Source organism: Streptomyces sp. NPDC026092, from assembly GCF_040638605.1.
GTDB lineage: Bacteria > Actinomycetota > Actinomycetes > Streptomycetales > Streptomycetaceae > Streptomyces.
Window position 1 is genome coordinate 41,827 of sequence record NZ_JBEZYN010000030.1, and the last position, 26,500, is coordinate 68,326.

The 26,500-nt window shown below is 73.0% G+C and carries 27 protein-coding genes and 1 other RNA gene; 12 read left to right on the top strand and 16 right to left on the bottom strand.

The window, feature by feature from the left end; all coding sequences use genetic code 11:
* Positions 1-105 precede the first annotated feature (105 nt).
* The 4 genes from AB0F56_RS33185 (at position 106) to AB0F56_RS33200 (ending at position 4,010) form a co-directional block, all read left to right on the top strand.
* A complete protein-coding gene (locus tag AB0F56_RS33185) occupies positions 106-930 on the top strand; it encodes a Nif3-like dinuclear metal center hexameric protein (protein WP_362016573.1) in 825 nt (274 codons plus the stop codon).
* Entirely contained in the window at positions 927-1,670 is a 744-nt protein-coding gene (locus AB0F56_RS33190; RefSeq protein ID WP_362016644.1) for a C4-type zinc ribbon domain-containing protein, read from the top strand. Before AB0F56_RS33185 ends, AB0F56_RS33190 begins: the two co-directional genes overlap by 4 nt.
* A complete protein-coding gene (locus AB0F56_RS33195) occupies positions 1,670-3,112 on the top strand; it encodes a bifunctional RNase H/acid phosphatase (RefSeq protein ID WP_362016575.1) in 1,443 nt (480 codons plus the stop codon). Before AB0F56_RS33190 ends, AB0F56_RS33195 begins: the two co-directional genes overlap by 1 nt.
* A gap of 64 nt (positions 3,113-3,176) precedes the next feature.
* Entirely contained in the window at positions 3,177-4,010 is an 834-nt protein-coding gene (locus AB0F56_RS33200; protein WP_362016577.1) for a GNAT family N-acetyltransferase, read from the top strand.
* A 7-nt stretch (positions 4,011-4,017) separates the two neighbouring features.
* Here the strand turns inward: AB0F56_RS33200 and AB0F56_RS33205 are convergent, their stop codons facing one another.
* Both AB0F56_RS33205 and yaaA read right to left on the bottom strand, forming a co-directional pair.
* The gene (locus AB0F56_RS33205) at positions 4,018-4,656 is read right to left on the bottom strand and encodes a bifunctional 4-hydroxy-2-oxoglutarate aldolase/2-dehydro-3-deoxy-phosphogluconate aldolase (protein ID WP_362016578.1); all 639 of its coding nucleotides are present in this window, start codon (positions 4,654-4,656) and stop codon (positions 4,018-4,020) included.
* Positions 4,657-4,745: 89 nt separating this feature from the next.
* The gene (gene yaaA / locus AB0F56_RS33210; RefSeq protein ID WP_362016580.1) at positions 4,746-5,510 is read right to left on the bottom strand and encodes a peroxide stress protein YaaA; all 765 of its coding nucleotides are present in this window, start codon (positions 5,508-5,510) and stop codon (positions 4,746-4,748) included.
* Between the two features lie 97 nt (positions 5,511-5,607).
* On the opposite strand from yaaA, the gene AB0F56_RS33215 reads away from it, so the two are divergent.
* Entirely contained in the window at positions 5,608-7,056 is a 1,449-nt protein-coding gene (locus AB0F56_RS33215; protein ID WP_362016582.1) for an RNB domain-containing ribonuclease, read from the top strand.
* 31 nt (positions 7,057-7,087) lie between these two features.
* Here the strand turns inward: AB0F56_RS33215 and AB0F56_RS33220 are convergent, their stop codons facing one another.
* Positions 7,088-7,897: a hypothetical protein gene (locus tag AB0F56_RS33220; protein ID WP_362016584.1), complete on the bottom strand. Its 810-nt coding sequence runs from the start codon at positions 7,895-7,897 to the stop codon at positions 7,088-7,090.
* A complete protein-coding gene (locus AB0F56_RS33225) occupies positions 7,894-8,658 on the bottom strand; it encodes a MerR family transcriptional regulator (RefSeq protein ID WP_362016586.1) in 765 nt (254 codons plus the stop codon). The genes AB0F56_RS33220 and AB0F56_RS33225 overlap by 4 nt, the downstream gene beginning before the upstream one ends.
* Before the next feature lie 107 nt (positions 8,659-8,765).
* Here AB0F56_RS33225 and rnpB point away from each other — a divergent pair.
* Positions 8,766-9,166: RNase P RNA component class A (gene rnpB, locus AB0F56_RS33230), an RNA gene on the top strand.
* Positions 9,167-9,207: 41 nt separating this feature from the next.
* On the opposite strand, the gene AB0F56_RS33235 is transcribed toward rnpB, so the two are convergent.
* Entirely contained in the window at positions 9,208-9,390 is a 183-nt protein-coding gene (locus tag AB0F56_RS33235; protein ID WP_362016588.1) for a hypothetical protein, read from the bottom strand.
* Between the two features lie 96 nt (positions 9,391-9,486).
* A complete protein-coding gene (locus AB0F56_RS33240; RefSeq protein WP_362016590.1) occupies positions 9,487-9,813 on the bottom strand; it encodes a MazG-like family protein in 327 nt (108 codons plus the stop codon).
* A 111-nt stretch (positions 9,814-9,924) separates the two neighbouring features.
* Between AB0F56_RS33240 and AB0F56_RS33245 the strand changes: the two genes are divergently transcribed.
* Positions 9,925-10,248, top strand: coding sequence for a nuclear transport factor 2 family protein (locus tag AB0F56_RS33245; RefSeq protein ID WP_362016591.1), 324 nt, complete (start codon positions 9,925-9,927; stop codon positions 10,246-10,248).
* 77 nt (positions 10,249-10,325) lie between these two features.
* Here AB0F56_RS33245 and AB0F56_RS33250 read toward each other — a convergent pair whose 3' ends face one another.
* Complete coding sequence (locus tag AB0F56_RS33250) at positions 10,326-11,081, bottom strand: SDR family oxidoreductase (protein ID WP_362016593.1); 756 nt, start codon at positions 11,079-11,081, stop codon at positions 10,326-10,328.
* 135 nt (positions 11,082-11,216) lie between these two features.
* Here AB0F56_RS33250 and AB0F56_RS33255 point away from each other — a divergent pair, with 135 nt between their 5' ends.
* Positions 11,217-12,878 (top strand): alkaline phosphatase D family protein, encoded by a 1,662-nt coding sequence (locus AB0F56_RS33255; RefSeq protein WP_362016595.1) that lies wholly within the window; start codon positions 11,217-11,219, stop codon positions 12,876-12,878.
* Here the strand turns inward: AB0F56_RS33255 and AB0F56_RS33260 are convergent.
* Positions 12,865-13,863 (bottom strand): Gfo/Idh/MocA family oxidoreductase, encoded by a 999-nt coding sequence (locus tag AB0F56_RS33260; protein WP_362016597.1) that lies wholly within the window; start codon positions 13,861-13,863, stop codon positions 12,865-12,867. The genes AB0F56_RS33255 and AB0F56_RS33260 overlap by 14 nt on opposite strands.
* Positions 13,864-13,964: 101 nt before the next feature.
* Here AB0F56_RS33260 and AB0F56_RS33265 point away from each other — a divergent pair, with 101 nt between their 5' ends.
* Together AB0F56_RS33265 and AB0F56_RS33270 are read left to right on the top strand one after the other, a co-directional pair.
* Complete coding sequence (locus tag AB0F56_RS33265) at positions 13,965-15,239, top strand: Bcr/CflA family multidrug efflux MFS transporter (RefSeq protein ID WP_362016599.1); 1,275 nt, start codon at positions 13,965-13,967, stop codon at positions 15,237-15,239.
* A 29-nt stretch (positions 15,240-15,268) separates the two neighbouring features.
* A complete protein-coding gene (locus AB0F56_RS33270) occupies positions 15,269-16,261 on the top strand; it encodes a small ribosomal subunit Rsm22 family protein (RefSeq protein ID WP_362016601.1) in 993 nt (330 codons plus the stop codon).
* Positions 16,262-16,292: 31 nt separating this feature from the next.
* Here AB0F56_RS33270 and ddaH read toward each other — a convergent pair whose 3' ends face one another.
* Positions 16,293-17,117: a dimethylargininase gene (ddaH, locus tag AB0F56_RS33275; RefSeq protein ID WP_362016603.1), complete on the bottom strand. Its 825-nt coding sequence runs from the start codon at positions 17,115-17,117 to the stop codon at positions 16,293-16,295.
* 157 nt (positions 17,118-17,274) lie between these two features.
* Here ddaH and AB0F56_RS33280 point away from each other — a divergent pair, with 157 nt between their 5' ends.
* Complete coding sequence (locus tag AB0F56_RS33280; RefSeq protein WP_362016604.1) at positions 17,275-17,916, top strand: TetR/AcrR family transcriptional regulator; 642 nt, start codon at positions 17,275-17,277, stop codon at positions 17,914-17,916.
* A 111-nt stretch (positions 17,917-18,027) separates the two neighbouring features.
* Positions 18,028-18,798 (top strand): bifunctional DNA primase/polymerase, encoded by a 771-nt coding sequence (locus tag AB0F56_RS33285; RefSeq protein WP_362016606.1) that lies wholly within the window; start codon positions 18,028-18,030, stop codon positions 18,796-18,798.
* Positions 18,799-18,826: 28 nt separating this feature from the next.
* Here the strand turns inward: AB0F56_RS33285 and AB0F56_RS33290 are convergent, their stop codons facing one another.
* From AB0F56_RS33290 to AB0F56_RS33320, 7 genes are all read right to left on the bottom strand, one after another.
* Positions 18,827-19,789, bottom strand: coding sequence for a hypothetical protein (locus tag AB0F56_RS33290; RefSeq protein WP_362016608.1), 963 nt, complete (start codon positions 19,787-19,789; stop codon positions 18,827-18,829).
* 25 nt (positions 19,790-19,814) lie between these two features.
* Positions 19,815-20,690 carry an iron uptake transporter permease EfeU gene (gene efeU, locus AB0F56_RS33295; RefSeq protein ID WP_362016610.1) on the bottom strand — a complete coding sequence of 292 codons (876 nt, stop codon included), beginning with the start codon at positions 20,688-20,690 and terminating at the stop codon, positions 19,815-19,817.
* 16 nt (positions 20,691-20,706) lie between these two features.
* On the bottom strand, positions 20,707-21,981 hold the full coding sequence (gene efeB, locus AB0F56_RS33300; protein ID WP_362016612.1) for an iron uptake transporter deferrochelatase/peroxidase subunit: 1,275 nt from the start codon (positions 21,979-21,981) through the stop codon (positions 20,707-20,709).
* A gap of 20 nt (positions 21,982-22,001) precedes the next feature.
* The gene (efeO, locus tag AB0F56_RS33305; protein WP_362016613.1) at positions 22,002-23,156 is read right to left on the bottom strand and encodes an iron uptake system protein EfeO; all 1,155 of its coding nucleotides are present in this window, start codon (positions 23,154-23,156) and stop codon (positions 22,002-22,004) included.
* A gap of 177 nt (positions 23,157-23,333) precedes the next feature.
* A complete protein-coding gene (locus AB0F56_RS33310) occupies positions 23,334-24,263 on the bottom strand; it encodes a heme ABC transporter ATP-binding protein (RefSeq protein ID WP_362016615.1) in 930 nt (309 codons plus the stop codon).
* A gap of 124 nt (positions 24,264-24,387) precedes the next feature.
* A complete protein-coding gene (locus AB0F56_RS33315) occupies positions 24,388-25,491 on the bottom strand; it encodes an iron ABC transporter permease (protein ID WP_362016617.1) in 1,104 nt (367 codons plus the stop codon).
* Positions 25,488-26,489: an ABC transporter substrate-binding protein gene (locus tag AB0F56_RS33320; RefSeq protein ID WP_362016646.1), complete on the bottom strand. Its 1,002-nt coding sequence runs from the start codon at positions 26,487-26,489 to the stop codon at positions 25,488-25,490. The genes AB0F56_RS33315 and AB0F56_RS33320 overlap by 4 nt, the downstream gene beginning before the upstream one ends.
* Between the last annotated feature and the right edge of the window lie 11 nt (positions 26,490-26,500).

A 26,500-nucleotide genomic window follows, 5' to 3' on the forward strand; every position in this document is an offset into this window, starting at 1 on the left:
AGAAGCAGAAGAAGGAGACCGAGGGGCGACCGGCGGAGAGCGGCGCTCTCCGCGGTTGTCCACAGGCAGGACGGCGGGGCGCGGGGGCCAGGTAGCCTTTCCCTCGTGTCTCGTCCCCGTCTGTCCGAAGTCATCGCCGCGCTCGACGCCCTCTGGCCGCCCGAGCGGGCCGAGCAGTGGGACGCCGTCGGCACGGTCTGCGGAGATCCCGACGCCGAGATCGGCCGCGTCCTCTTCGCGGTCGACCCCGTCCAGGAGATCGCGGACGAGGCGATCGCGCTCGGCGCCGACCTGATCGTCACGCACCACCCGCTCTATCTGCGCGGTACGACGACGGTCGCGGCCTCCCACTTCAAGGGCCGCGTCGTGCACACCCTGATCAAGCACGACATCGCCCTGCACGTGGCGCACACCAACGCCGACACCGCGGAGCCCGGCGTCTCCGACGCCCTCGCCGGCGCCCTCGACCTGCGGATCACCGGCCCCCTGGTCCCCGAGAACAACCTCGGCAGGATCTGCGAGCTGGACCACCCCGAGACGCTGGCCGAGTTCGCGGCCCGCGCCGCGAAGCGGCTGCCCGCCACCGCGCAGGGCATCCGGGTCGCCGGCGACCCGGGGATGACCGTGCGCCGGGTCGCCGTCAGCGGCGGCTCCGGCGACAGCCTCTTCGACGCCGTACGGGCCGCGGGCGTGGACGCGTTCCTCACCGCCGACCTGCGCCACCACCCGGTCTCCGAGGCCACCCAACACGCGCCGATCGGCCTGGTCGACGCCGCCCACTGGGCCACCGAATGGCCCTGGTGCGAGCAGGCGGCCGCCCAGCTCGACGAGATTTCCGACCGCCACGGCTGGGACCTGCGCGTCCACGTCTCGAAGACGGTCACCGACCCTTGGTCCTCCCATCACACCTCCCCTGGAGCCCCCAACTGAACGCCGCGCCCGCCGACCAGATCCGACTCCTCGACGTCCAGGCCCTGGACGTCCGTCTCCAGCAGCTCGCCCACAAGCGCAAGTCCCTTCCCGAGCACGCCGAGATCGAGTCGCTGACCAAGGACCTCACGCAGGTGCGCGACCTGCTCGTCGCCGCGCAGACCGAGGAGAGCGACTGCGCCCGCGAGCAGACCAAGGCCGAGCAGGACGTCGACCAGGTGCGCCAGCGCGCCGTCCGGGACCAGCAGCGCCTCGACTCGGGCGCCGTCTCCTCCCCGAAGGACCTGGAGAACCTCCAGCGCGAGATCACCTCGCTCGCCAAGCGCCAGGGCGACCTGGAGGACATCGTCCTGGAGGTCATGGAGCGCCGTGAGTCCGCCGCCGAGCGGGTCGCGGAGCTGACCCAGCGGTCCTCCGCCGTCCAGGCCAAGACCGACGACGCGACCGCCCGCCGCGACGCGGCGCAGGGCGAGCTCGACAGCGAGGCCGCCTCGGTCGGCAAGGAGCGCGAGCTCGTGGCCGGCTCCGTCCCGGCCGACCTGATGAAGCTCTACGAGAAGCTGCGCGAGCAGCAGGGCGGCGTCGGCGCGGCCCGGCTGTACCAGCGCAAGTGCGAGGGCTGCCACATCGAGCTGAACATCACCGAGCTGAACGAGGTCCGCGCGGCCGCGGCGGACACGGTGGTGCGCTGCGAGAACTGCCGTCGGATCCTGGTCCGCACGTCGGAGTCCGGCCTGTAATGACGGCCAGGAGCGGAGGGGCCGGGGTCGGCGAGGTCGTCGTCGAGGCCGACGGAGGCTCCCGGGGCAACCCGGGCCCCGCCGGCTACGGCGCCGTGGTCCTCGACCCGGTCAGCGGCGAGACGCTCGCCGAGCGGGCCGAGTACATCGGCGTCGCGACGAACAACGTGGCCGAGTACAAGGGCCTGGTGGCCGGCCTCAAGGCGGCGCGCGAGCTGTTCCCGGACGCCAAGGTGCACGTCCGGATGGACTCCAAGCTGGTCGTCGAGCAGATGTCGGGCCGCTGGAAGATCAAGCACCCGGACATGAAGCCGCTGGCGGCCGAGGCGGCCCGGGTCTTCCCGGCGAGCCAGGTCCGGTACGAGTGGATCCCGCGCGAGAAGAACAAGCACGCGGACCGGCTCGCCAACGAGGCGATGGACGCGGGCAAGCGCGGCAAGCAGTGGGAGCCGTCGGCGTCCACGGCCGCGCTCGACACCTCGGCGGCCCGCAACGCGGCGTCCGCCGCCCCCGCGGGCCCGCCGGGCGACGCGACGGCCGGCGCGGCCCGAGCGAGGGCGGCGCTGGCGGGATCGGGTAGTGGTGGTGTTACGCGTACGGGCTCAGCTGCCGGTACGGGCTCCGCCGCCGCTGCCGTCCGCTCGGACGAGGGCCTCTTCCCCGCCGACGAGACCGTCGCGGCGCAGGCCCGTGCCGCCCTGGCGGCGGCGGGGGCGGCGGAGCGCGCGTCCGCGTCGAGCGGCGACTTCGAGGCGGAGGCCTCGGCGCAGGCCTCCGCGCCTGCCGCCGCCGCTCCCGGTTGGGGGTCCGCCGACATGGGGGCGCCCGCGACCTTCGTGCTGCTGCGGCACGGGGAGACGGCGCTCACGCCCGAGAAGCGGTTCTCGGGGAGCGGGGGCACCGACCCCGAGCTGTCCGCCGCCGGGCTGCGGCAGGCCGACGCCGTCGCCACCGCTCTCGCCGCGCGCGGCACGATCCAGGAGATCGTCAGCTCGCCGCTGAAGCGGTGCCGCCAGACCGCCGAGGCGGTCGCCGCCCGCCTGGGACTCGACGTACGCGTCGAGGACGGGCTGCGCGAGACCGACTTCGGCGCCTGGGAGGGCCTGACCTTCGGCGAGGTGCGCGAGCGGTACGCCGAGGACCTCGACGCCTGGCTCGCCTCGCCCAAGGCTGCCCCGACCGGCGGAGGCGAGAGCTTCGCGACGGTCGCCCGCCGCGTCTCGGCGACCCGGGACCGGCTGACCGCCGCGTACGCGGGCCGTACGGTCCTGCTCGTCACGCACGTCACGCCCATCAAGACCCTGGTCCGGCTGGCCCTCGGCGCCCCGCCGGAGTCGCTGTTCCGGATGGAGCTGTCGGCGGCCTCGCTGTCGGCGGTGGCGTACTACGCGGACGGCAACGCGTCGGTACGGCTCCTGAACGACACCAGCCACCTGCGGTGATCAGGAGGGGGCGGGTCACGGAAATCGATGGCCCGCCCCCTCCTCCCGTAGCACCATCGTCGCCATGACGTGGCACATCACCGAGGACGCCGAAGCCTTCCGGGCCGCGGCCGTGGACCACTTCGCGGCCGACCCCGCCCGCAACACCGTCCTGCTGACCGTCAGCGAGGGCGCCCGCAGACGCCACCTCGCATCCGGCCGGTACGGCTGGTGGACCGAGCCGGACGGCCGGGTCACCGGCGCCTTCCTGTTCACCCTGCCCCACGAGCCGGCGCTCGGGCCGATGCCCGCCGTGGCCGCCCGCGCCCTCGCCCATGTCCTGCCGGACGCGGCCGAGTTGACGGGTGTACGGGGCGAGGAGGAGACGGCGGAGGCGTTCGCGCGGGAGCTGTGCCGGGTGTCGGGCCGGACGTGGACGACCGCGCGCCGCATGCGGCTGCACCGCCTCGGCGACCTCACCCCACCGGATCCGGCGCCGCCGGGCCGGGCGAGGCCGGCGGGTGCGGAGGACATCCCCCTCGCGGTGGAGTGGATGCGGCACTTCGCCCGCGACATCGGGGAGGACGCCGACGTCGACTTCACCCCGAACATCGAGCCCCGCGTCGCCGACGGCCGCCTCCACCTCTGGGAGACGGACGAAGCAGGACCGGTCTCGATGGCGAGCGTCTCGCGCATCGTCGCAGGCCAGGCCCGCGTCTCACCGGTCTTCACCCCGGCCGCCCAGCGCGGCCGCGGCTACGCGGCCGCCGTCACCACGGCGATCACCCGAGCCGCCCTGGACGCGGGCGCGGCCCAGGTCCTCCTCTTCACGGACGTGGCCAACCCCACGAGCAACGCCCTTTACCGGCGGCTGGGGTACCGGCCGGTGACGGACCACGTAGGCCTGACGATCACCTGACGGCCGGTCAGCGGGCGCGCAGCTCCGCCGCCTCGCGGGCCAGGGTCTCGACCCGCGCCCAGTCGCGGGCCGCGAGGGCGTCGGCGGGGAGCATCCACGTGCCGCCGACGCAGCCGACGTTGGGCAGGGAGAGGTAGGACGGGGCCGAGGTCAGGGAGATGCCGCCGGTCGGGCAGAAGCGGGCCTGGGGGAGGGGGCCCGAGAGGGACTTCAGGTACGGGACGCCACCCGCGGCCTCGGCCGGGAAGAACTTCATCTCGCTCACCCCGCGTTCGAGGAGGGCCACGACCTCCGAGGTGGTCGAGACGCCCGGCAGGAACGGCACGTCGGAGGCCTTCATGGCGTCCAGCAGGCCGTCCGTCCAGCCGGGGCTGACCAGGAAGCGGGCCCCCGCGTCGACCGCGTCCGCGACGCCCGCCGGGGAGATGACGGTGCCCGCGCCGACGACGGCGTCCGGTACCTCGGCGGCGATGGCCCGGAGCGCGTCGAGCGCGGCGGGCGTCCGCAGGGTCACCTCGATCGCGGGCAGACCACCCGCGACCAGCGCCCGGGCCAGTGGTACGGCGTCGGCGGCGTCCTCGATCACCACGACCGGGACGACGGGGGCGAGGTCGAGAACGGAGGCGGAGGGCAGCGCGGAGGTCATGGCGCCCATCCTGCCGGGCGATGACATCCTGCGCAACGCGCGTTGCGTGGAGTGCAACACCCGTCCCCACGCCCCTGCCCTTCCGTCCCCTAGTGGATCTCGTCCACCAGCACGTCCAGCGCCCCCGCCTTGCCCTCCTCCACCACGTACTTCAGGTCCCGCAGCGCCTCCACCAGCTCCGCCGGGTTCTTCGGGGCCGCGCCCGCCTCCAGGAGGCTGCGCACGATCCGGCCCTTCGTCGCCTTGTTGAAGTGGCTGACCACCTTCCGCGTCGGCGCGTGCAGGACCCGTACCGTCGCCGTCCGCGCCGCCACCTCGCCCTTCGGCTTCCACGCCGACACGTACGCCGAGGACCGCAGGTCCAGGACGAGCCCGTCCCCGGCGGCCTCCGGCATGACCGTCGCCATCGCGTGCCGCCAGTGCGCGACCAGCGCGCCGAGCCCCGGCAGCTTCACGCCCATCGAGCAGCGGTACGACGGGATCCGGTCGTCCACCCGGACCGCGCCCCACAGCCCCGAGAACACCAGGAGCGAGTTCCGGGCCCGCTTCCGGGCCGCCGGGTCGAGCGTGGCCAGGCCGAGCGCGTCGTACAGCACGCCCGTGTAGATCTCACCCGCCGGCCGGGCGCCGGCCGTCCGCAGCTCCGTGTTCTTGCCGATCTCGCCGCGCAGCCCCTCGCTCAGCCCGAGCACCTCGCGGGCCTTCTCCTCGTCGGCGACGCACAGCTCGACCAGCTCGTCGAGGACCGCCGCCCGTGCCCCGGCAAGGCCCGGCAGCGACAGGGACTCCGGCTTGAGCGGCGCCCCGCGTCCCGACGCGGCCTTACCCTCCGACGGCGGCAACAGCACGAGCACGGTGGTTCTCCTTCGTACGACCAGGGGCTGGGGGTGCGGCCCCAGGACGTTCAGCCTACAAAGTGCCGGGCCCCGCCCTCCGCCATACGCTCGGTCCATGCCACGCCGCCACATCCACGTGACCGGCGCAGCCGAGGACCTGCGGGCCGCGCTGCGCGAACTGAGGACCCGGATGCAGGTCCCGGTGAGCTTCCCTCCGGCCGTCCTCGCCGAGGCGGAGGCGGCCGCGGCCGCCCCGCGGCTGCCGGAGTACGACGCCACCGACATCCCCTTCTTCACCATCGACCCGCCGGGCTCCCGCGACCTCGACCAGGCCATGCACCTCGCCCGTCGGCCGGGCGGCGGCTACCGCGTCCACTACGCCATCGCCGACGTCGCCGCGTTCGTCACCGCCGGCGGCGCGCTCGACAAGGAGGCCCACCGGCGCGTCGAGACCCTCTACTTCCCCGACGAGAAGATCCCGCTGCACCCCCCGGTCCTCTCCGAGGGCGCCGCCAGCCTGCTGCCCGACCAGACCGCGCCCGCCCTGCTCTGGCGCTTCGACCTGGACGCCGACGGCTACCAGGTCGACGTCGACGTGCGCCGCGCGCGCGTCCGCAGCATCCTCAGGCTCGACTACGCAGGCGCCCAGCAGCAGATCGAGGCGGGTACGGCCGAGGAACCGCTCGCCCTGCTCAAGACGGTGGGCACGCTCCGCGAGGCCCTGGAGGTCGAACGCGGCGGGGTCTCCCTCGAACTCCCGGAACAGGAGGTCGTCGAGGCGGGCAACTCGTACACCCTCGTCTACCGCGCCCCGCGCCCGGTCGACGGCTGGAACGAGCAGATCTCCCTGCTCACCGGCATGGCCGCGGCCGATCTGATGATCGGCGCGGGCACCGGGGTCCTGCGCACCCTCGGGGCCGCGCCGGACGGGGTCGAGAGACTGCGCCGCTCCGCACAGGCGCTGGAGATCGACTGGCCGCACCACCTCTCGTACGCGGAGCTCATCCGCTCGCTCGATCCGGCGGACAACCCCCGGCACGCCGCCTTCCTCATGGACGCCGCCACCGGCCTGTTCGAGAAGTCCGCCTACCTCCACTTCGAGGGCGGCCATCTGCCGGACTCCATGGTCCATTCCGCCATCGCGGACGAGTACACCCACTGCACCGCGCCCCTGCGCCGCCTGGTCGACCGCTATGTGGGCGAGCTCTGTCTGGCGGCCGTCGCGGGCCAGGCGCCACCCGCGTGGGTCACGGACGCGCTGGCGGCGCTGCCGGCCGACATGGAGCGGGGGCGCGGCAAGGATGCCGACCGGCAGAGCATGGACGTCGTCGAGGCGGCGCTGCTGAAGGACCGGATCGGCCAGGTCTTCGACGGGTTCGTGATCGACGTGAGAGACAGCGCGGGCCGGAAGGGTGTCGTGCATCTGAAGGACCCGGCCGTGGTGGGCACGGTGAAGAGTCAGCAGAGGCTGAAAGAGGGGACGCCGGTGAAGGCGAAGCTGACGAAGGCCGACCCGGCGGACCCGGACAGGGACAAGGTCCTCTTCGAGCACGTGCCGGAGTGAGCCCGGGAGCGCGGAGTGCGCCCGGAGTGAGTCAGACGGCGGCAGCCGCGACCGAGTGCGTCAGCGCCCGGTAGAGCGCCCGCGCGTCGTCGGCGTGGCAGCGCACGATGCGTACCGGCCGGGTCCCGCCGAAGAACTTGGGCGCGTCGTAGGGCTCGGTCAGCTCGATGGTGAGGGAGGTCTGGGAGGCGACGGCGAGGTTCAGCTCGCCCTCCTTCTTCTTCTCGTGCGTGAAGACCAGCTCGTGCCGTACGGAGGCGATCCGGTCGAGCGGGATGCGGAGGTCGACGTGCGCGGCCTGCCGCAGGTGGAGCGTGTCGGCGGTGAGGACGTGCGGGCGGACGGCGGAGGCGCCGTGCAGGCCGAGGACGAACAGGACCGTGTACACGTCCAGGACGAGCACGATCGCGTGGACGACGGGCCAGTCGGCCAGCAGGTACGACATGCCGACGGTCTCGACGAGGCAGACGAACGCGAAGCCGTACATGAGGGCCGCCTGGTCGCGGGCGTGCCCGAACGCCTGGTCGCCGGCGCGTACGCCGACGCGCCGCCGGCCCACCCACAGCGCGAGGCTCGCCATCAGGCGCAGTTCGTGCCCGATGATCCGGAGCACGGGCTCGGGCACCAGCTCCCCGAGGGCCCGGCGGGCGGAGCCCTCGCGTCGCCAGAGCCGTACGAAGACGGCGGCACCGACCACGAACAGGACCAGGCCGGTGAGCTCGGCGGCGGCGAGGGCGGCCGGAGGTGTCCGTACCCCCGACACGAGCAGGACGAGGAGGACGACCTCGGCGGGGAGGAAGACGTAGGCGACGGCGCGCATGAGGCGGATGAGGGCGGTCATCGGTTGCGCTCCCTGAGGACGTGGAAGGCGTGGTGGACGGCGGCGGCCTGGGCGGCGGAGAAGTCGCCGAAGAAGGCCTCGGCGAGCCGCCCCCCGGGCAGGTCGTGCTCGCCGATGTCCGCGATCAGCGAGTCCGGCAGACAGGCCGCGAGGGCCTCCCCGGCCTCCGCGACGCGCGGGTCGTCGGCGGCGGCGTCGGCGAGGGCGTCGAGCCGCACGTACACGTCGTGGGCGCGGGCGACGGCCTCCGGGTCCTCGGTCATGGAGCGCATCGCGCCGATGAGCCGCGAGCGCTCCTCGTCCGGCGCGACGGAGTCGAGCAGGGCGAGGATCTCCCGGTCCTTGGCGGCCATCGGGGACTCCGGGACCTCGCCCAGGCCCGAGAACAGCCCGGCCAGCTCCGGGGAGACGGGCCCCTCGGCGGTCAGCCGCCCGGCCCGCGCCTCCCCGAGCAGCTCGGTGAGCCGCTCCCGGCGGGCCCGGATCAGGGCCTCCTGCCGCCCGAGGTCGGCGTCGAGCTCCTCGAGCACCTCCACGAGCTCGCGCCCCTCGTCGTCGGCGAGCACGTCCCGCACCTCGTCGAGCCCGAGCCCGAGCTCGGCGAGGCGCCGGATCCGGGCGAGCAGAACGGCGTCCCGGATGCCGTACTCGCGGTAGCCGTTGGCCCGCCGTACGGGCTCGGGCAGCAGTCCGAGGTGGTGGTAGTGCCGCACGGCCCGCGGGGTGATCCCGACGAGGGCGGCGATCTCGCCGATTCGCATGGGCCCAGTACAAACCCTGACGCTGCGACAAGGTCAAGCGGACGCGGCGCGGGTCCCCGCGGGTCAAGCGGGCGGGACGCGGCGGGTAGCATGGTCGGCACGGCAGACGAGCCGGGCGGGCGGCCGCGTGGGGATCCTCGGATCCTCCCGAGGAACGTCCGGGCTCCACAGGGCAGGGTGGTGGCTAACGGCCACCCGGGGTGACCCGCGGGACAGTGCCACAGAAAGCAGACCGCCGGGGACCTCGGTCCTCGGTAAGGGTGAAACGGTGGTGTAAGAGACCACCAGCGCCTGAGGTGACTCAGGCGGCTAGGTAAACCCCACCCGGAGCAAGGTCAAGAGGGGTCGTCCTCGGACGACTCTGCGCGAACGACCGAGGGCTGCTCGCCCGAGTTCGCGGGTAGACCGCACGAGGCCGGCGGCAACGTCGGCCCTAGATGGATGGCCGTCACCCCGACGACCGCGAGGTCCCGGGGAACAGAACCCGGCGTACAGCCCGACTCGTCTGCCTCTTCCCACCACGGGCGGTGGCGCTTCCCGACGCCGGCCTCAGAAGAGCGGCATGGTCTCGTCCGGCGTGGAGCCCGCCGTGTCCCCCGCCCCCAGCTCCAGCTGCCAGGCCGTCGCGTGGGCGAGGGGAAGGTGGGTGGCCGAACCGGTGCACAGGAGCAGGGACTTGCGTTCCCGCTTGTGGTCGACGACCGCGCCGTGGCCCAGCCTCTTCGTGGGCATCAGGGCGACGGTACGACCGCAGACGGGGCAGGCGGCTCGGGGCATCGGCATGGGCATGCGCCCAAGGATGGCGTACGGGACTGACAACGCCGGCCGTCACTCCTCCAACGAGCGGGCCGCCACCCTGCGGACATGGCCCGCGAAGACCTCCGGTGCGTCCGGGTTCAGCGTGCGCAGGGCCACCATCGCCGTGATGATCACGTCGCACAGCTCCGACTCGACGTCCTGCCAGGTGTGGCTCGTGCCCTTGCGCGGATTCTGCCCCGTAGCCCCGATCACCGCCTCCGCCACCTCCCCGACCTCCTCCGAGAGCTTCAGAACGCGCATCAGGACGTCCTGCTCCGGCGGGAGGGTGTGGTGGTCCGAGATCCAGGAGGCGAGGCGGGCGATCGTGCGCCAGGGGTCGTCCATGAGGTCGGTCATGGGACCGAAGCCTGCCAGCTCCGCCAGGTGGCCGAGTCCGCGCACTGACGCGCGTCACACCTCCGGCCCGGGTCCGTGGTGGGCGGGGGTGGGCGGTGTACCGGTAGGCGCATGACGATTCCTGTCGACAAGATCAGCGACCCCGCCGTGCGTGCCTTCGTCGCTGCCCTCAACGCCAATGACCAGCAGGCCTTCCAGGCCGCCCTCACGCCTGGCGCCACCATGTCCGACGACGGGTCCGACCGGGACCTCGCCGAGTGGACCGAGAAGGAGATCTTCTCCTCGCGCGGTCACATGGAGATCGAGTCCGAGAAGGACGGTGGGCGTTCCCTCGTCGCCCGGTTCCGCAATGACACCTGGGGTGAGATGCGGACAAAGTGGCACTTCTCCGTCGAGGGCGGGAAGGTCGCCCGGTTCGAGACCGGGCAGGCCTGAGTCACCGCTGGGGTGGGGGCGTGCGCGCCATGCCCGGGCAGGCCTAAGCCGCCGTCGAGGTGGGGGGCGGGAGCCCCCTACCCACGGCCGATGTACGGCATCGTCGTCGCCATCACCGTCGCGAACTGGACGTTCGCCTCCAGCGGCAGGGCCGCCATGTGGACGACCGTCGCCGCCACGTCCGCCGCGTCCATCACCGGTTCCGGGGCCAGTTGGCCGTTCGCCTGCAGGATGCCCGTCTGCATCCGGGCCGTCATGTCCGTCGCCGCGTTCCCGATGTCGATCTGGCCGCAGGCGATCCGGTACGGGCGGCCGTCCAGTGACAGGGACTTCGTCAGGCCCGTCATCGCGTGCTTCGTCGCCGTGTACGCGATCGAGTGCGGGCGCGGTACGTGCGCCGAGATCGAGCCGTTGTTGATGATCCGGCCGCCCTGCGGCGACTGCTCCTTCATCGTCCGGAAGGCCGCCTGCGCGCACAGGAACGCGCCCGTCAGGTTGACGTCGACGACCGAGCGCCAGGTCTCGTAGGCCAGCTCCTCCACCGGGGTCCCGCCGCCCGCGAAGGTGCCCGCGTTGTTGAACAGCAGGTCGACCCGGCCCCACCGCTCCCGTACCGAGTCGAAGAGCGCCCCCACCGCCTCCGGGGACGTCACGTCCGTCGGGACGCACACGACGTCCGGGGACGGGGACAGCGCCGCCGTCTCCTCCAGGGGCTCCCGCCTGCGGCCCGCAAGCGCCACCTGCCAGCCCGCCCCGGCCAGGGCAAGGGCCACACCCCGGCCGATGCCCGAACCCGCTCCCGTCACCACCGCGACCCGCGACTCAGTGCTCATGGGCGCGCAGCGTACGGGAGATCGGTGCACAGGGAACTCATCCGTCCGACACGCGGATGTTCTGTACCCGACAACCCAGGGACGTCCCGCGCCACTCCAATGCCTCACGGACAACATCCGTCAGGGGAGGGGCACATGACGTACCCGCAGGAATCCGCAGCCGACCGGTCCGCCCACACCGACGAACTCCGCGCCGCCGCCCGCCACTTCGAGGGCGCCACCCGCCGCCGTCTCCTCACCGCCGCCGGCGCCGCCGCCGCGCTCGCCTTCGCCGTCCAGCTGCCGGCCGCGGGCGCCGCGAGCGCCGCCGAGCTGAACCCGCGCCGGATCACCGAGAACCCGTTCACCCTGGGGGTGGCGTCCGGCGACCCGCTCCCCGGCTCCGTGCTCCTGTGGACCCGGCTCGCGCCCCGCCCCTTCGAGCCCGGCGCCGGACTGCCCCGCACCCGGGTCGCCGTCCGCTGGGAGCTCGCCCACGACGAGCGCTTCACCCGGGTCGTACGGCGCGGCAGCGTCACCGCGCACCCCGAGTTCCAGCACAGCGTCCACGTCGCCGTCGACCGCCTCGGCGCGGACCGCGTGTACTACTACCGGTTCCTCGTCGGCGACTGGACCAGCCCCGTCGGCCGCACCCGTACCGCACCCGCGCCCAGCACCCGAATAACCGAGCTCAAGATCGCCGCCGTCTCCTGCCAGGCGTACCACGACGGCTACTTCACCGCCTACCGGCACCTCGCCCAGGAGGACGTCGACGTCGTCCTCCACCTCGGCGACTACCTCTACGAGTACGCCGTCAACGCCACCGGCGGCGCCCGCGCCTACACCGACCGCCGGCTCCCCGCCGTCTTCAACCGGGAGACGATCACCCTGGAGGACTACCGGCTGCGGTACGCCCTCTACAAGTCGGACCCCGACCTCATGGCCGCCCACGCCGCGCACCCCTTCGCCGTCACCTGGGACGACCACGAGACCGAGAACAACTACGCGGGCGGCACCCCCGAGAACGACGTGCCGCCGGAGGAGTTCCTGATCCGCCGCGCCGCCGCCTATCGCGCCTACTGGGAGAACCAGCCGCTCCGCAGGCCCCAGCATCCCCAGGGGGCCGACATGCGGCTCTACCGGCGGCTCCGCTTCGGGCGGCTCGCCCAGTTCGACATCCTCGACACCCGCCAGTACCGCTCAGACCAGGCGTACGGCGACGGCTGGCGGGTTCCAGGCCCCGAGTCCGAGGACCCGAGCCGCACCATGACCGGCGCCACGCAGGAACGCTGGCTGCTCGACGGCTGGCGCGCCTCGCGCGCGCTCTGGAACGTCGTCCCGCAGCAGGTCGTCTTCGCCGAGCGGCGCGACGTGCCGACCGACGCCTTCAAGCTCTCCATGGACTCCTGGGACGGCTACCCGGCCTCCCGGCAGCGGATCCTGGACGGCGCGACGGCGGCCGGCGTGGAGAACCTGATGGTCCTCACCGGCGACGTCCACGTCGGCTACGGCCTCGACATCAAGGCCGACCACCGCGACCCCGCCTCCCGCACCCTCGGCACCGAGATCGTCGCCACCTCGATCGCCAGCGGCAAGGACGGCGCCGACCGGCCCGCCAACTACGACAACCTCACGGCCGCCAACCCGCACCTGAAGTTCTACAACGGGCGGCGCGGCTATGTGACGGTCGCGCTCGGGCAGGACAGCGCCCGCGCCGACTTCCGTACGGTCTCGGCCGTGACGACCCCGGGCGCCCCGGTCACCACGGCCGGGTCCTTCGTCACGGAGGCGGGGAATCCCGGGCTCAAGCCCGCATAGCGAGCTCCTGGGGGTAGCGGACGCCGACGCGGGCCCGTACCGCGTCGAGCGTCCGCATCACCGCCAGCGAACCGTCCAGCGGTACGAGCGGGGACTCCGTCAGGCCCCCGCGCAGGCAGCGCACGACCTCCTCCGCCTCCGGGCGGAGGGACTGCCGATCGCCCTCAAGGACGAACTCCTCCGGCTCCCGGCCGGGCCGTAGGAGCGTGAAGCGGTCCGGGAAGAAGAAGCCGTGCGGGAGGTCGATCCGGCCCGCCGAGCCCGTCACGGACGCCGTCATCGGGGTGTCCGCCACCACCGAGCACGACAGCAGGGCCGAGGCCCCGGACGACCAGCCGAGGAGCATCGCCGTGTTCAGGTCCACGCCCTCGGGCGAAAGGAGCGCGTGCGCCTGGACCGTGTCGGGTTCGCCGAGCAGCAGCTGGGCGAAGGAGACCGGGTAGACGCCGAGGTCCAGGAGCGCCCCGCCGCCGACCGCCGGGTCGCGCAGCCGGTGGTCGGGGGCGAACGGGCCGGCCAGACCGAAGTCCGCCTGGACGGTCCTCACCTCGCCGATCGCCCCGTCCCGGACCAGCTCCGCGATCCGCCGGATCAGCGGGTTGCAGTACATCCACATGGCCTCCATCAGGAAGAGACCACGGTCCCGGGCGAGCGCGACCAACTCCTCTGCCTCGCGCGCGTTCAGGGTGAGAGCCTTCTCGCAGAGGACCGCCTTGCCCGCCTCCAGGGCGAGCCCCGCGGCCTCCCGGTGCGCGTGGTGCGGGGTCGCCACGTACACCACGTCGACGTCCGGGTCGGCGGCGAGCGCGGACCACTCCCCGTACGCCTTCGGTATCCCGAACCGGTCCGCGAAGGCCCGCGCCGACGCCTCCGTGCGGGAGGCCACGGCCACCACCTCCGCGCCGTCCGTCGCGCGCAGCTCGTCGGCGAACTTCGCCGCGATCCCGCCCGTCGCGAGGACGCCCCACCGAACGGTCTTTTCCATGCCCGACCCCATGCCCGACCCCATGCCCCACCTCAGAAAGGTCTCGACCTGTCCCGACGAGCTGAGAGCATAGGGAAAGTTTCAACGAAATGGAGCAGTCGATGCCGGAGAGCGGCCAGCCCACGAAGCAAGGATCGCCAGCCCACATATCCGCCGGTCCCGCCGCCCCAGCGCGGCGCGCGAGCCTGCTCGTCACGCTCGTGCTCGGCGGTCTCACCGCGCTCCCGCCGCTCTCCATGGACATGTACCTGCCGGCGCTGCCGGAGGTCACCCAGATGCTCCGCTCGCCCGCCGCGACCGTCCAGCTGACCCTGACCGCCTGCCTCGCCGGCATGGCGCTCGGCCAGCTCGTCGTCGGCCCGATGAGCGACAAGTGGGGGCGCCGCCGTCCGCTGCTCATCGGCATGCTCGTGTACGTCGCCGCCACCGCGGTCTGCGCCTTCGCGCCCACCGTCGAGCTGCTCATCGGCTTCCGGCTGCTCCAGGGCCTGGCGGGCGCGGCCGGCATCGTCATCGCCCGGGCCGTCGTCCGCGATCTGTACGACGGCGTCGAGATGGCCCGGTTCTTCTCCACCCTGATGCTGATCTCCGGCGTCGCCCCGATCATCGCCCCGCTCATCGGCGGCCAGATCCTGCGGATCACCGACTGGCGGGGCGTCTTCTACGTCCTCGCCGTCATCGGCGTCCTGCTGACCCTGGTGGTCTGGAAGTGGCTGGGCGAGACGCTGCCGCCCGAGCGGCGGCACGAAGGCGGCGTGGGCGAGGCGCTGCGCACCATGCGCGGGCTGCTCGCGGACCGGGTCTTCACCGGCTACATGCTGGCCGGCGGCCTCGGCTTCGCCGCGCTCTTCGCGTACATCAGCGCCTCTCCGTTCGTGGTCCAGGAGATCTACGGCGCCTCGCCGCAGACCTTCAGCCTGCTCTTCGGCCTCAACTCCATCGGTCTCGTCGCCGTCGGCCAGATCAACGGCAAGCTGCTCGTCGGCCGGGTCAGTCTGGACAAGGCGCTTGGCTGGGGGCTCGGCGTGATCGTGCTCGCCGCGGCGGCGCTGCTCGTCATGACGAGCGGGGTCTTCGGGAAGCCCTCCCTCGCGGCCGTGGCTGCCGGTCTTTTCGTCCTGATGTCGGCGATGGGTCTCGTCCTGCCGAACACCAATGCGCAGGCGCTGATGCGCACCCCGCACGCGGCGGGCTCGGCCTCCGCGCTGCTCGGCACCTCGTCCTTCCTGATCGGCGCGATCGCCTCCCCGCTCGTCGGCATCGCCGGCGAGGCGACGGCCGTGCCGATGGCCGTCGTCCAGCTGGTCTGCGCGGCCGGAGCGCTCGCCTGCTTCCTCGGCCTGTGCCGGCCCTGGCGCTCCCAGGCGACCGCCTAGCGCTCCCACCGACCGCCTAAAATGTGGAGGTGAACGCCTCCCCCTCCCTCGCTTCCGGTGACGCGCTGCGCGCCGCGCTCGCCGGGCTGCTCGACGGGCTGCCGCCGCGCCAGGCGACCCAGGCCGTCGACCGGCTGATCGCCAACTACCGGGGGACCACCCCGACCGATGCCCCGGTCCTCCGCGACCGCTCCGACGTCGCCGCGTACGCCGCGTACCGGATGCCGGCGACGTTCGAGGCGGTACGGGCGTCCCTCGACGCCCTGCGGGGCGCGGCGCCCGCGTGGGAGCCGGCCACGCACACCGACGTCGGCGGCGGCACCGGAGCGGCGAGCTGGGCGGTCGCGGAGGCCTGGGACGGCGCCCCGCGCACCACCGTCCTCGACTGGGCGGAGCCCGCCCTCGCCCTCGGCAAGGAACTGGCCGGCGGGGCCTTCGACGCCGAGTGGCGCCGCGCCCGGATCGGCGGGGCCCTGCGGCTCGACGCGACGGACCTGGTGACCGTCTCGTACGTCCTGAAGGAACTGACCGAGGCCGACCGGACGGCGCTCGTGACCGAGGCCGCGCGGGTCGCGCAGGCGGTCGTGATCGTCGAGCCCGGCACCCCCGACGGCTACGAGCGGATCATCGCCGCGCGCTCCCTCCTCGTCGAGGCGGGCTTCACCGTCGCCGCGCCGTGCCCGCACAGCGGGGCGTGCCCGATCGAGCCGGGCAAGGACTGGTGCCACTTCGCGGCCCGCGTGAGCAGGTCCTCGCTGCACCGGAAGGTGAAGGGCGGTTCGCTGCCGTACGAGGACGAGAAGTTCGCCTACGTGGCGGCGACCCGGTTCCCCGTCGCCCCGGTGGCCTCGCGGGTGACCCGGAAGCCGCAGATCCGCAAGGGCCAGGTGCTGCTCGACCTCTGCGGCCCCGAGGAGACCGGGCTGAGCCGCGAGACGGTCACGAAGCGCCACGGGACGCTCTACAAGGCCGCCCGGGACGTCGAGTGGGGCGACCCCTGGCCCCCGGAGCAGCCGGAGTAGCGGGCGAGGGGCCGAGGGGTCGCCCGGCGGCTCAGGGGCGCAGCTCCTGGGTGCAGCACTTCACGCTGCCGCCGCCCTTGAGCAGCTCCGACAGGTCCATGCCCAGGGGCTCGAAGCCGCGGTCACGGAGCGGTTCGAAGAGCCCCACCGCCGCCTGGGGCAGCAGCACGTGGTGGCCGTCGCTCACCGCGTTCAGGCCGAGCACGGCCGCGTCCCGCTCGGTCGCGAGCAGGGCGTCCGGGTAGAGCCGGGACAGCACCTCCTGGCTGCCGGGGGAGAAGGCGCCGGGGTAGTACATGACCTCGTCGGCCTCCGCGTCCAGGACGCACAGGGCCGTGTCCAGGTGGTAGTAGCGCGGGTCCACGAGTTCGAGGCCGACCACCGGGCGCCCGAAGAACTCCTGCGCCTCCAGGTGCGAGAGCGGCGTGGAGCGGAAGCCCCGGCCGGCCAGGATCCACGACGAGGTGACCGCGAAGTCGCCCTCGGCCTCGTTCACGTGCTCCGGCACGCGCACCTCGGTGTAGCCGTTGGCGCGGAACCAGTCCAGGTGCGCGGCCTCCTCCTCCGTACGCTGCGCGTGGGCGAACCGGGCGCCGAGCACCCGGCCGTCCACGACGGTCGCGCCGTTGGCGGTGAAGACCATGTCCGGCAGGCCGGGGAGCGGGTCGAGCAGTTCCACGGTGTGGCCGAGGGCGCGGTAGCGGGCCGTCAGGTCCTCCCACTGGGCGAGGGCGAGCGGCAGGTCGACCGGTTTCGTGGGGTCCATCCAGGGGTTGATGGAGTACGTCACCTCGAAGTGCGTGGGTGGGCACATGAGGTAGCGGCGGGGCGAGGCCTCGCGCGGGGTCTGGCGCAATGAGAGCTCCTCACGGACGGAGAATCAGTCGTCGGACGAGCTTATGGTCCGCCCTCGACCCGGCTGGGCGCAGTGAACCGATCGGGTGGTTCCGCCGAATATCAGGGGGGAACAGTTGGGCGAGACGCATCGTCTCGTCAGCTGGTAGGTTGGAGCCATGCCCGACTCCAAGAGCACCGAGACCAAGAGCAAGGCCCCCGACGCCTCACGGCGCAGTGAGCGCTCCCGCCGCGCCATCTTCGACGCCGCCCTCGCCCTCGTCTCCGAGACGGGCTACGCCAGGACGACCGTCGAGGGCATCGCCGCCCGCGCCGGCGTCGGCAAGCAGACCATCTACCGCTGGTGGCCCTCCAAGGCCGCCGTCCTTCTCGACGCCTTCCTGGACCTCGCCGCCCAGGCGAACGAGGCCCTCGGAGGCGACGCCGACAGTGAGATCCCCGACACCGGCGACCTCGCCGCCGACCTGAAGTACGTGCTCCGCGCCACCGTCGACGAGCTGAACAACCCCACCTACGACGCCCCCTCCCGCGCCCTCGCCGCCGAGGGCGTCGTGAACCCCGAGCTCGGCGCCCAGTTCGTCGAGAAACTCCTGGAACCCCAGCTCCAGTACTACGTACGCCGCCTCCAGGCCGCCCAGGCCGCCGGGGACATCGACCCGGACGTCGACCCCCGCGTCGCCCTCGAACTCCTCGTCGGGCCCCTGAACCACCGCTGGCTCCACCGCACCCTGCCGCTCACCCACGCCTACGCCGACACCCTCGTCGACTACGCGCTGCGCGGGATCGCGCCCAGGGCGTAACCCCGTTACGTACCCCGGTTGGGGACTCCGGTCACCTGAAGCACGGGAAGATGCGACGATGGGCAGAGCCGAACGGGCGAGTAACAGGCGAGCGCAGGTGTGAGGGGATAGATGGGCGACGGTATCGGCCGCTACCGCGGCACGGAGAGCAGACTCGCGCAGTGGCTGCGCAGGCGCCCGAAACGCACCGCGGCCGAGGACGAGAACCGCCGCGAGACCCTGCTCCTGGACGTCGCCGCCGCCGGACTGCCCCTCGCCCCCGCCGCGTACCCCGTCGGATACCGCTGCTCCTGCGAGCGCATCGGCTGTCCCACCCCCGCCCGGCACCCCGTCTCCTTCGCCTGGCAGACGCAGTCGACCACCGACCGCGCCCAGATCGAGCGCTGGGCCCGCAACGAGCCCGGGGCGAACTTCGTCACGGCCACCGGCATGGTCCACGACGTCCTCGACGTACCGCTCGCCGCCGGCCGGGCCGCCCTGGAGCGGCTCCTCGACCAGGGTGTGGAGGTCGGGCCCGTCGCCGAGTCCGCCGAGAGCGCGGGCGACGGCGGCCGGATGCTCTTCTTCACCGCCACCCGCGGCACCCCCGAGGACGAGGACGAGTGGTGGCCCTGCGAGCTGGACTGCCATCCGGAGACCATGGACGAGCACCCGGGGCTCCGCTGGCACTGTCGCGGCAGCTATGTCCTCGTACCACCGGCCCGGCTCATCGGTGACGAGGACGAGCAGCCGTCGGTCGCCTGGGTCCGCGGCCCCGAGCACGCCCTGCCGGACCCGCTGAACCTCCTGGAGACCCTCACCGACGCCTGCGCCCGCCACGCGGCCGAGCGCGGCGACCAGCACGCCGAACCCGCGGTCGCCTGGCCGCTCGGCCGCCGCTGAGGGACGGAGCCGACGGGCGGGGCCGGAGTTACGAGCCCTTCGCCGCCGTGACGCCCTGGAGCCGGTTCGTGATCGTGACCGCGCCGTCGGTCGTGCCCGCGGGCTTCACCAGGACCGACTGGCTCGACACCCACTCCTTCGTGACGGTGTTCTTCACCTCGCCCGTCATCAGCGCCTTCACCTCGTCGCCGACCTTCGGCCGGTACCCCTGGGCCGCCGTCTGCCGCTCGAAGTAGCGCGTCGCGAAGAAGACGAGCGCCCCGCCGTCCTCGGTCGCGAGGGCCAGCGGCGTGAAGTCGCCGGTGTCCGTGGGCTGGTCGACGTACTGCGTCGCCATGCCGACCCGCTTCGCCTCCTTCTGCCGCTGCTCCCGCCAGCCCGTGGTGTACGGACCGGCCGCGAACGGGCCCTGCTCCCCGCCCCCGAGGAACGTGGCGTAGCTCCGGCCCAGGTCCTTGGGCGCCAGCGCGAGGCCGGTCGCGTCCGGGGCGACCGGGACCGCGAACCCGCCGTCCGTCTTGAACACGGGGCGCTCGTCCGGGGTCAGGATCGTCAGATAGGCGGCTTCCCACAGCTGGTCGGGGCCGTTGCGCACGAAGGCGACGAGCCAGCGGTTGCCGCTGTTGTCCGTGCCGGTGTCCCGGTTGGAGTCGGCGTCCGCGACGAACCAGCGCGGCCAGCCCGCCTTCTTCGGCACGACGAACTTCGCGTCGGTGAGCTCCAGCGGCTGGTGCTCCGGGTTGCCGTCGGGCTGGGTGACCGAACGGGCCTTCATCGCGGCCTGGTTGATCGCTCCGAACGCACCGGTGACCCGGTCCGCGTCGAGCTTGGGATCGTGTTCCTTGTCGGCCTTGTTGTACGCCGCGATGAACTCCTTGAGCGCCTGCGCGGCCTCGGTCTGCGTCGCGGCCGGTACGACCTCACGCTCGCCGTGCACCGTCACGCAGCCGCTCGCCGTCAGCGCCAGCGCGCCCGCCAACGCCGTCGTCACGAGAACCCTCGACGGTCGCCCCAGCTCAGTGCGTGCCCTCGACGGGCGCCTCGGCCTTCTCATCGGTCGCCTTCTGCTTCTCCACGGGCACGGACGGACCCGACCCTACCGGGGCCAGGAAGAGCGCGAGCGTCGGGATCAGATAGAGCGCCCACACCGTGACCTGAAGAACCGTCGGGTCCGGCTGGAAGTTGAAGACGCCCTTGAGGAGCGTCCCGTACCAGCTGTCCGGCGGGATCGTCGCCGAGATGTCGAAGGCCTTGTCCGCCAGACCGTCCAGGAAGCGCGCCTCCTGGACGTCGTGCACGCCGTACGCGAGGACACCGGCCGCCACCACGACCAGCATGCCGCCGGTCCAGGTGAAGAACTTCGCCAGGTTGATCCGCAGCGCGCCGCGGTAGAACAGCCAGCCGAGGAGCACCGCCGTGGCGATGCCGAGCAGCACCCCGATCAGCGGCGCCGACGTGCCGTCCGACGAGGCCCGCACGGACGCCCAGACGAAGAGCGCCGTCTCCAGGCCCTCGCGGCCCACCGCCAGGAACGCGGTCGCGACCAGGGCGCCGGTGCCCATCTGGAGCGCCTGGTCCAGCTTGCCGTGCAGCTCCGCCTTCAGATGCCGGGCCGTGCGCCGCATCCAGAACACCATCCAGGTGACCAGGGCCACCGCCAGGATGGAGAGCGAGCCGCCCAGCAGCTCCTGCGCCTCGAACGTCAGCTCCTGCGAGCCGAACTCGAGCCCGGCGCCGAAAGCGAGCGCGATCCCGACTGCCACCCCGATGCCGATCCAGATCGGCCGCAGGGCGTCGCGGCGCCCGGTCTTCACCAGGTACGCGATGAGGATGCAGACGACCAGACTGGCTTCGAGACCCTCGCGCAGCCCGATCAGATAATTGCCGAACACGTCGGTCCCTTCCCGTTCAGGAGAACAGCGCCCGGCCCCACCAGTCGCCCGTGTCCCGGACGCCCGGCGGGACGGCGAACAGCGCCGAACCCACGTGCTGGATGTACTCGTTGAGGACGTCCGCGCGGGCCAGCGAGGTCTGCACCGGGATGAAGCCGGTACGGACGTCCCGCTGGTACGCGAGGAAGAACAGGCCCGCCTCCAGACGGCCCAGGCCGTCGGTGCCGTCCGTGAAGGAGTAGCCGCGGCGCAGGATCGTCGCCCCGTTGTTGGAGTCCGGGTGCGCGAGCCGCACATGGGCCTCCGGCTTCATCGCCTTCAGGAACGGCTCGTCGTGCTCCTTGGCCTTGCCGACCGGCGCGCCCTCCTTCTTGTCGCGGCCGAAGATGTCCTCCTGCTCGGCCAGCGGGGTGCGGTCCCAGGTCTCGACGTTCATCCGGATCCGGCGGGCGACCAGGTACGAGCCGCCCGCCATCCAGGCGGCCCCGCCCGGGGCGTCCTTGGCGGGGACCCACACGTGCTTGTCCAGGCCCGCGGTGTCGGTGCCCGCGATGTTGCGGGTGCCGTCCTTGAAGCCGAACAGGTTGCGCGGGGTCTGCGCGTCGGGGGTGGTGGAGGACGTCTTGCCGAAGCCGAGCTGCGACCAGCGGACCGCGACCTTGCCGAAGCCGATCCTGGCCAGGTTGCGGATCGCGTGCACGGCCACCTGCGGATCGTCCGCGCAGGCCTGCACGCAGAGGTCGCCGCCGCTGCGCGCCGGGTCCAGGTTGTCGCCGGGGAACTTGGGCAGGTCGACCAGAGCCCCCGGCCGCCGGTCCGCGAGCCCGAAGCGGCCGTCGAACAGGGACGGCCCGAAGCCGATGGTGAGCGTGAGCCGGGACGGCTTGAGGCCGAGGGCCTCGCCCGTGTCGTCCGGCGGGGCCTCCGGCAGACCGCCGTAGGCGCCCTCGCCGACCTCGCGACCTGCCGTCATCCGCTCGGCGGCGCGGGTCCAGTCCTTCAGGAGCTGGACGAGCTCGGCACGGGCCGTCGTCTTCACGTCGAACGCGGCGAAGTGCAGCCGGTCCTGGACGGCCGTGGCGATACCGGCCTGGTGGGCCCCGTGGAAGGGGACGGCCGAGCCGCTGTCGGACGCGGGCACGGGGGCGTCCCCGGGCCGGCCGAGGGCGACGGCCCCGCCGGCCGCGGCGGCGCCGAGCGCGAGCCCGGCACCGCCCCAACCGAGGACGGTGCGCCGCGAGGTCGCGGGACCGTCGCCCGCCGCCTCTATGGCCTCGTTCGTTTCGGACATGTCCGTGTCCTCCGCTCCTTCTACTTCACGACCGCGGCGGCGAGCTTGGAGAGCGGCTCGGCCAGCGCGTTGACGCCGTCCGACAGCTCCTTGCGCTCCGCCTTGCCGACCTTGTCGTACGAGGTGAACACGTAACCGGTCTTGTCCGTGCGGTACTTGTCGAGGAGCGTGTTCAGCGCCGCGAACTGCTTGTCGAGTTCGGCGACGAGCGTCGGGTCGTTCTTCGAGGCGACCGGCTTGAGCAGGTCGAAGGACTTCTGCGCGCCCTCGACATTCGCCTTGAAGTCGACGAGGTCGGTGTGGGAGTAACGCTCCTCCTCGCCCGTCACCTTGCCGGTGGCGACCTCGTCGAGGAGCTCCTTGGCGCCGTTGGCCATCGAGGTCGGGGTGATGTCGGCCTTGCCGACCCGCTTCACCCAGTCCGCGAGGTCCTTGTCGAGGGTGTCGGCGAGCTCCTTCTCGCGGTCGCCGATCTTCTTGTCCTGCCAGAGCGCCTTCTCCAGGCGGTGCCAGCCGGTCCAGTCCTTCGCCGGGTCCTGGCCGGCCTCCAGGCCGTCCTCGCGGACGTCGACCTTCGGGTCGATGTCGCCGAAGGACTCGGCGACCGGCTCGGTGCGCTCCCAGCCGATACGGGAGTCGGCGTACGCCTTCTTCGCGGCCTCGACGTCACCGGCGCGGACGGCGTCGGTGAAGACCTTCACCTTGGGCAGGGTCTCGTCCGCCTGCGCCTGGACGTACTGGCGGTAGGCGGCCACGGCGGCGTCCATCTCGGGGGAGCGCTTGGCGGCTGCGGCGCCACCGGTGACGGTGACCTTCTGCCGGATGCCGTCGCCCTTCATGCCGGGCTTGCACGCGATCTCGTACGCACCGGCCTTGACCTCGGCGGTGACGGTGGCCTTGGTGCCGGGGCCGATGTTCTCGCGCTCGGTCACGATCCGGTCGTCCGGGTACAGGATGTAGACCTCGGTGACCTTCGTGCCCCGGTTCTCGACGGCGAGCTCCACGTGCCCGGCCGGGAACTCCTTCTTCGAGACCTCGCAGGAGTCGTCCTTGGCGACGACCGTGACGGCGCCGTCGTCACCCTTGGCGTCGCTCTTCTGGGTGCAGCCGGTGACGGCGGTCAGTGCCGCGGCGGTGACCGCGGCGGTGACGACGGAGAGACGGACGGCTCGCATACGGGTGCTCCAGAGGGGATCGTGACGGGGGTGAGGCGGGGTAGGACCGGGGTGAGGCGGGCCTAACTTAACCGAGGCTTACCTCAGGCAAACCGGGCCGTCCAGTGATTCCGCTCTCACGTTCCCCGCCCGGTCGCGACGCGGTCACGGCACGCTCTGCGGCGCACCATGACACGGTCAAGCGCCGGTCAAGGCGCCGGATTTGCCGGTTTCGGGCGCGGGTCCGGTTCCGGCTCCGGGTACGGGTCGGGGTTCGTCCTCGGATCCGGGTGCGGTGCGGCGCGGGACGACGAGGGGGACGCCGGTCCGCGGGTGCGCGAGGACATCGACCGGCTGTCGGTACACCCGGCTCAGGAGCTCCTCGTCGAAGACCTCGGCCGGCGGTCCGTCGGCGGCGATCCGCCCGGCGTGCAGCACCGCGACCCGGTCCGCGTGCGCGGCGGCGAGGCCGAGGTCGTGCAGGACGACGACCACCGCGACCCCGGCGGCGGCGCGTTCGCGGCAGACCTGGAGCACGAGTTCCTGGTGGCGCAGGTCGAGCGCGGCGGTCGGCTCGTCGAGCAGCAGCAGAGCGGTGCGCTGGGCGAGGACGCGGGCCAGGGCGACCCGGGCGCGTTCACCGCCGGAGAGCGCGGAGAAGGGGCGGTCCGCGAACTCCGCCACCTCGGTGGCCGCCATGGCCTCGGCGACGGCGGCCTCGTCCTCCTCCTCGTACCCGGTCCCGGCCCACGGGGCCCGGCCCATCCGGACCACCTCGGCGACCGGGAAGGGGAAGGCGAGCGCGGCCGCCTGCGGCAGCACGGCCCGGCGCAGGGCCAGTTCGGGCGCGGACCAGCCGGTGGCGGGCCGGTCGCAGATCCGTACCTCGCCGCCGGCCGGCGCGAGATCGGCGGCCAGCGCGCCGAGCAGCGTCGACTTCCCGGCCCCGTTGGGCCCCACCAGGGCCAGCACCTCACCGGCCCGTACGCGCGCGTCCACCCCGCCGAGCACCTCCCGCCCACCGAGCCCGACCCGGAGCCCCCGAGCCTCGGCGACGACGTCACCGGGCGCCGTCGGCACGGGCAGTTCGCGCGCACGGCCCGCGAGACGCAGAAGACCGCGGATCATGCCCAACCACCTTGCCTACGACGAGTCCTGCGCAGCAGCCAACTGTGCCTGCCCGGGGGACAACCCCCGGACCCCCGGCAGGGGGAGGCGCTCGGGGTGTCCGCTGCCGGAGAAGAACCGCGGATCATGCCCAACCACCTTGCCTACGACGAGTCCTGCGCAGCAGCCAGAAGAAGAACGGGCTGCCGAAGAGGGCGGTGAGGACGCCCAGGGGGAGTTCGGCGGGGGCCGCGATCGTACGGGCCGCCAGGTCGCCGGCCGCGAGGACGACCGCGCCGCCGAGCGCGCTGCCCGGGACCAGGAAGCGGTGGCCGGGGCCGTTCGCCATCCGCAGCAGGTGCGGAACGAGCAGGCCCACGAAGGTGATGATGCCCGCCACCGCGACCGCGGCGGCCGTGAGCAGCGCCACGACCAGGATGAGGACGATCCGCAGCCGCTCCACGTCCACGCCCAGGTGCCGCGCGGGCCGCTCGCCGAGCGCGAGCAGGTCCAACTTGCGGGCGTAGAACGGGGCGACGGCGAGACCGACCAGCGCGCACGGCAGGACGGCGAGCACCTTCGGCCAGGTCGCCTGGGCGAGCGAGCCGAGCTGCCAGAACGTGATCTGGGTGATCTGCGCGTTGTCGGCGAAGAAGATGAACAGGCCGATCAGGGCGCCCGCGAAGGCGTTCACCGCGATACCGGTGAGGATCAGCGTCACCACCTCCGTACGGCCGCCCGCGCGGGACATCGCGTACACGAGGAACACGGTCGCGAGCCCGGCCACGAACGCGCAGACCGTCACCGTCCAGTTGCCGAGGAAGCTGAGCCCGAGCGCGATCGCGCCGACCGCGCCCACGGCCGCGCCCGCCGAGATGCCGATCACCCCGGGCTCGGCGAGCGGGTTGCCGAACACGCCCTGCATCAGGGCGCCCGCGCAGCCGAGCGAGGCGCCGACGAGGATCGCGAGGACCACCCGGGGGAGCCGGATGTTCCACAGCACGCTCTCCGCCGACCGTTCCAGCGCGTGGCCGCCGAGGCCGATGCGGTGCTGCACGGAGGCGAGGACGTCCCCGAGCGGGATCTCGTACGCCCCGATGCCCGCGGACAGCAGCGCGAGGAGCAGCAGGACGGCGAGGAGGACGAGGGTGAGGGTGGTGGCGGTACCGCGCGGCTTGCGGGCGGAGGGCGCCGGAGCCTTCGAGGCCGCCGGGGTCGCCGGAGCCTCCCTGCCGTCGACCGCCGTCACTTCGTCTCCCCGTACAGCTGGTCGACCAGCGACCGCAGCACCTCGTCCGTGCGCGGGCCGTAGTTGAGGAGGACGCCGTCGTCGATCGAGACGACCCGGCGGTCCATCCCGGCCGGGGTCTCCGCCACGCCCGGGACCTTCACCAGGCCGTCGACGCCGCCGACCGACTGGAGGCCCTTGGTCATGACGAGGATCGCGTCGGGCGCGGCGGCCGCGAGGGCCTCGCTGGTGATGGGCGTGAAGTCCTTCTTCAGGCCGGACTCCTTGCCCGCGTCGACCGCGCCCGCCGCCTCCAGGAGCGACGCTGCCCCGGACTCGGCGCCGCCGAGCAGGTAGACGGCCGCCGAGCCGCGTACGTACAGGAAGGCCACCCGGGGCTTGCTCTTCGTGCCGCTCTGGGAGTTCTGAGCGGGAATGTCCTTACGGACGGCGTCGATCCGGCCCTGTGTGCGCTGCTTCAGCGCGGTCCCCGCCTCCGGTGCGCCGAGCGCGGCGGCGACCGTGTCGATCCGGGTGGACACGTCCGCCAGCTCCTTCGCGGGCCTCACGACGACGAGCGGGATGCCGGCGTCGCGGATCTGGGCGATCGCCTCGGCCGGTCCGGTGGAGGTGTCGGCGAGGACGAGCGTCGGCCGCAGGGAGAGCACGCTCTCGGCGGAGACGTCGTGGGCGCGGGTCACCACCGGGAGCTTCGCGGCCTGTTCGAAGGTGGCCGTGATGTCCCGGGCGACGACCCGGTCGCCGAGGCCGAGGGTGAAGACGATCTCGTTGAGGGAGCCGGTGAGCGGGACGATCCGCTCGGTGGAGGTGACGGTGACCTTCCGGCCGTCCGCCGAGTCCACGGTCGCGGGGAGCGTGGACTTCGGGGCGCCGGGCAGGGGTTCGACGCGATCGGGGGCGGCCTTCGCCTGTGGGGAGTTCGCCGAGGGGGCGGCCTGCCGCGGGGCGCTTCCGTCGCCGCAGCCGGTCGCCAGGAGCGCGAGCGCGAGTGCGGACATCAGCGCACCCG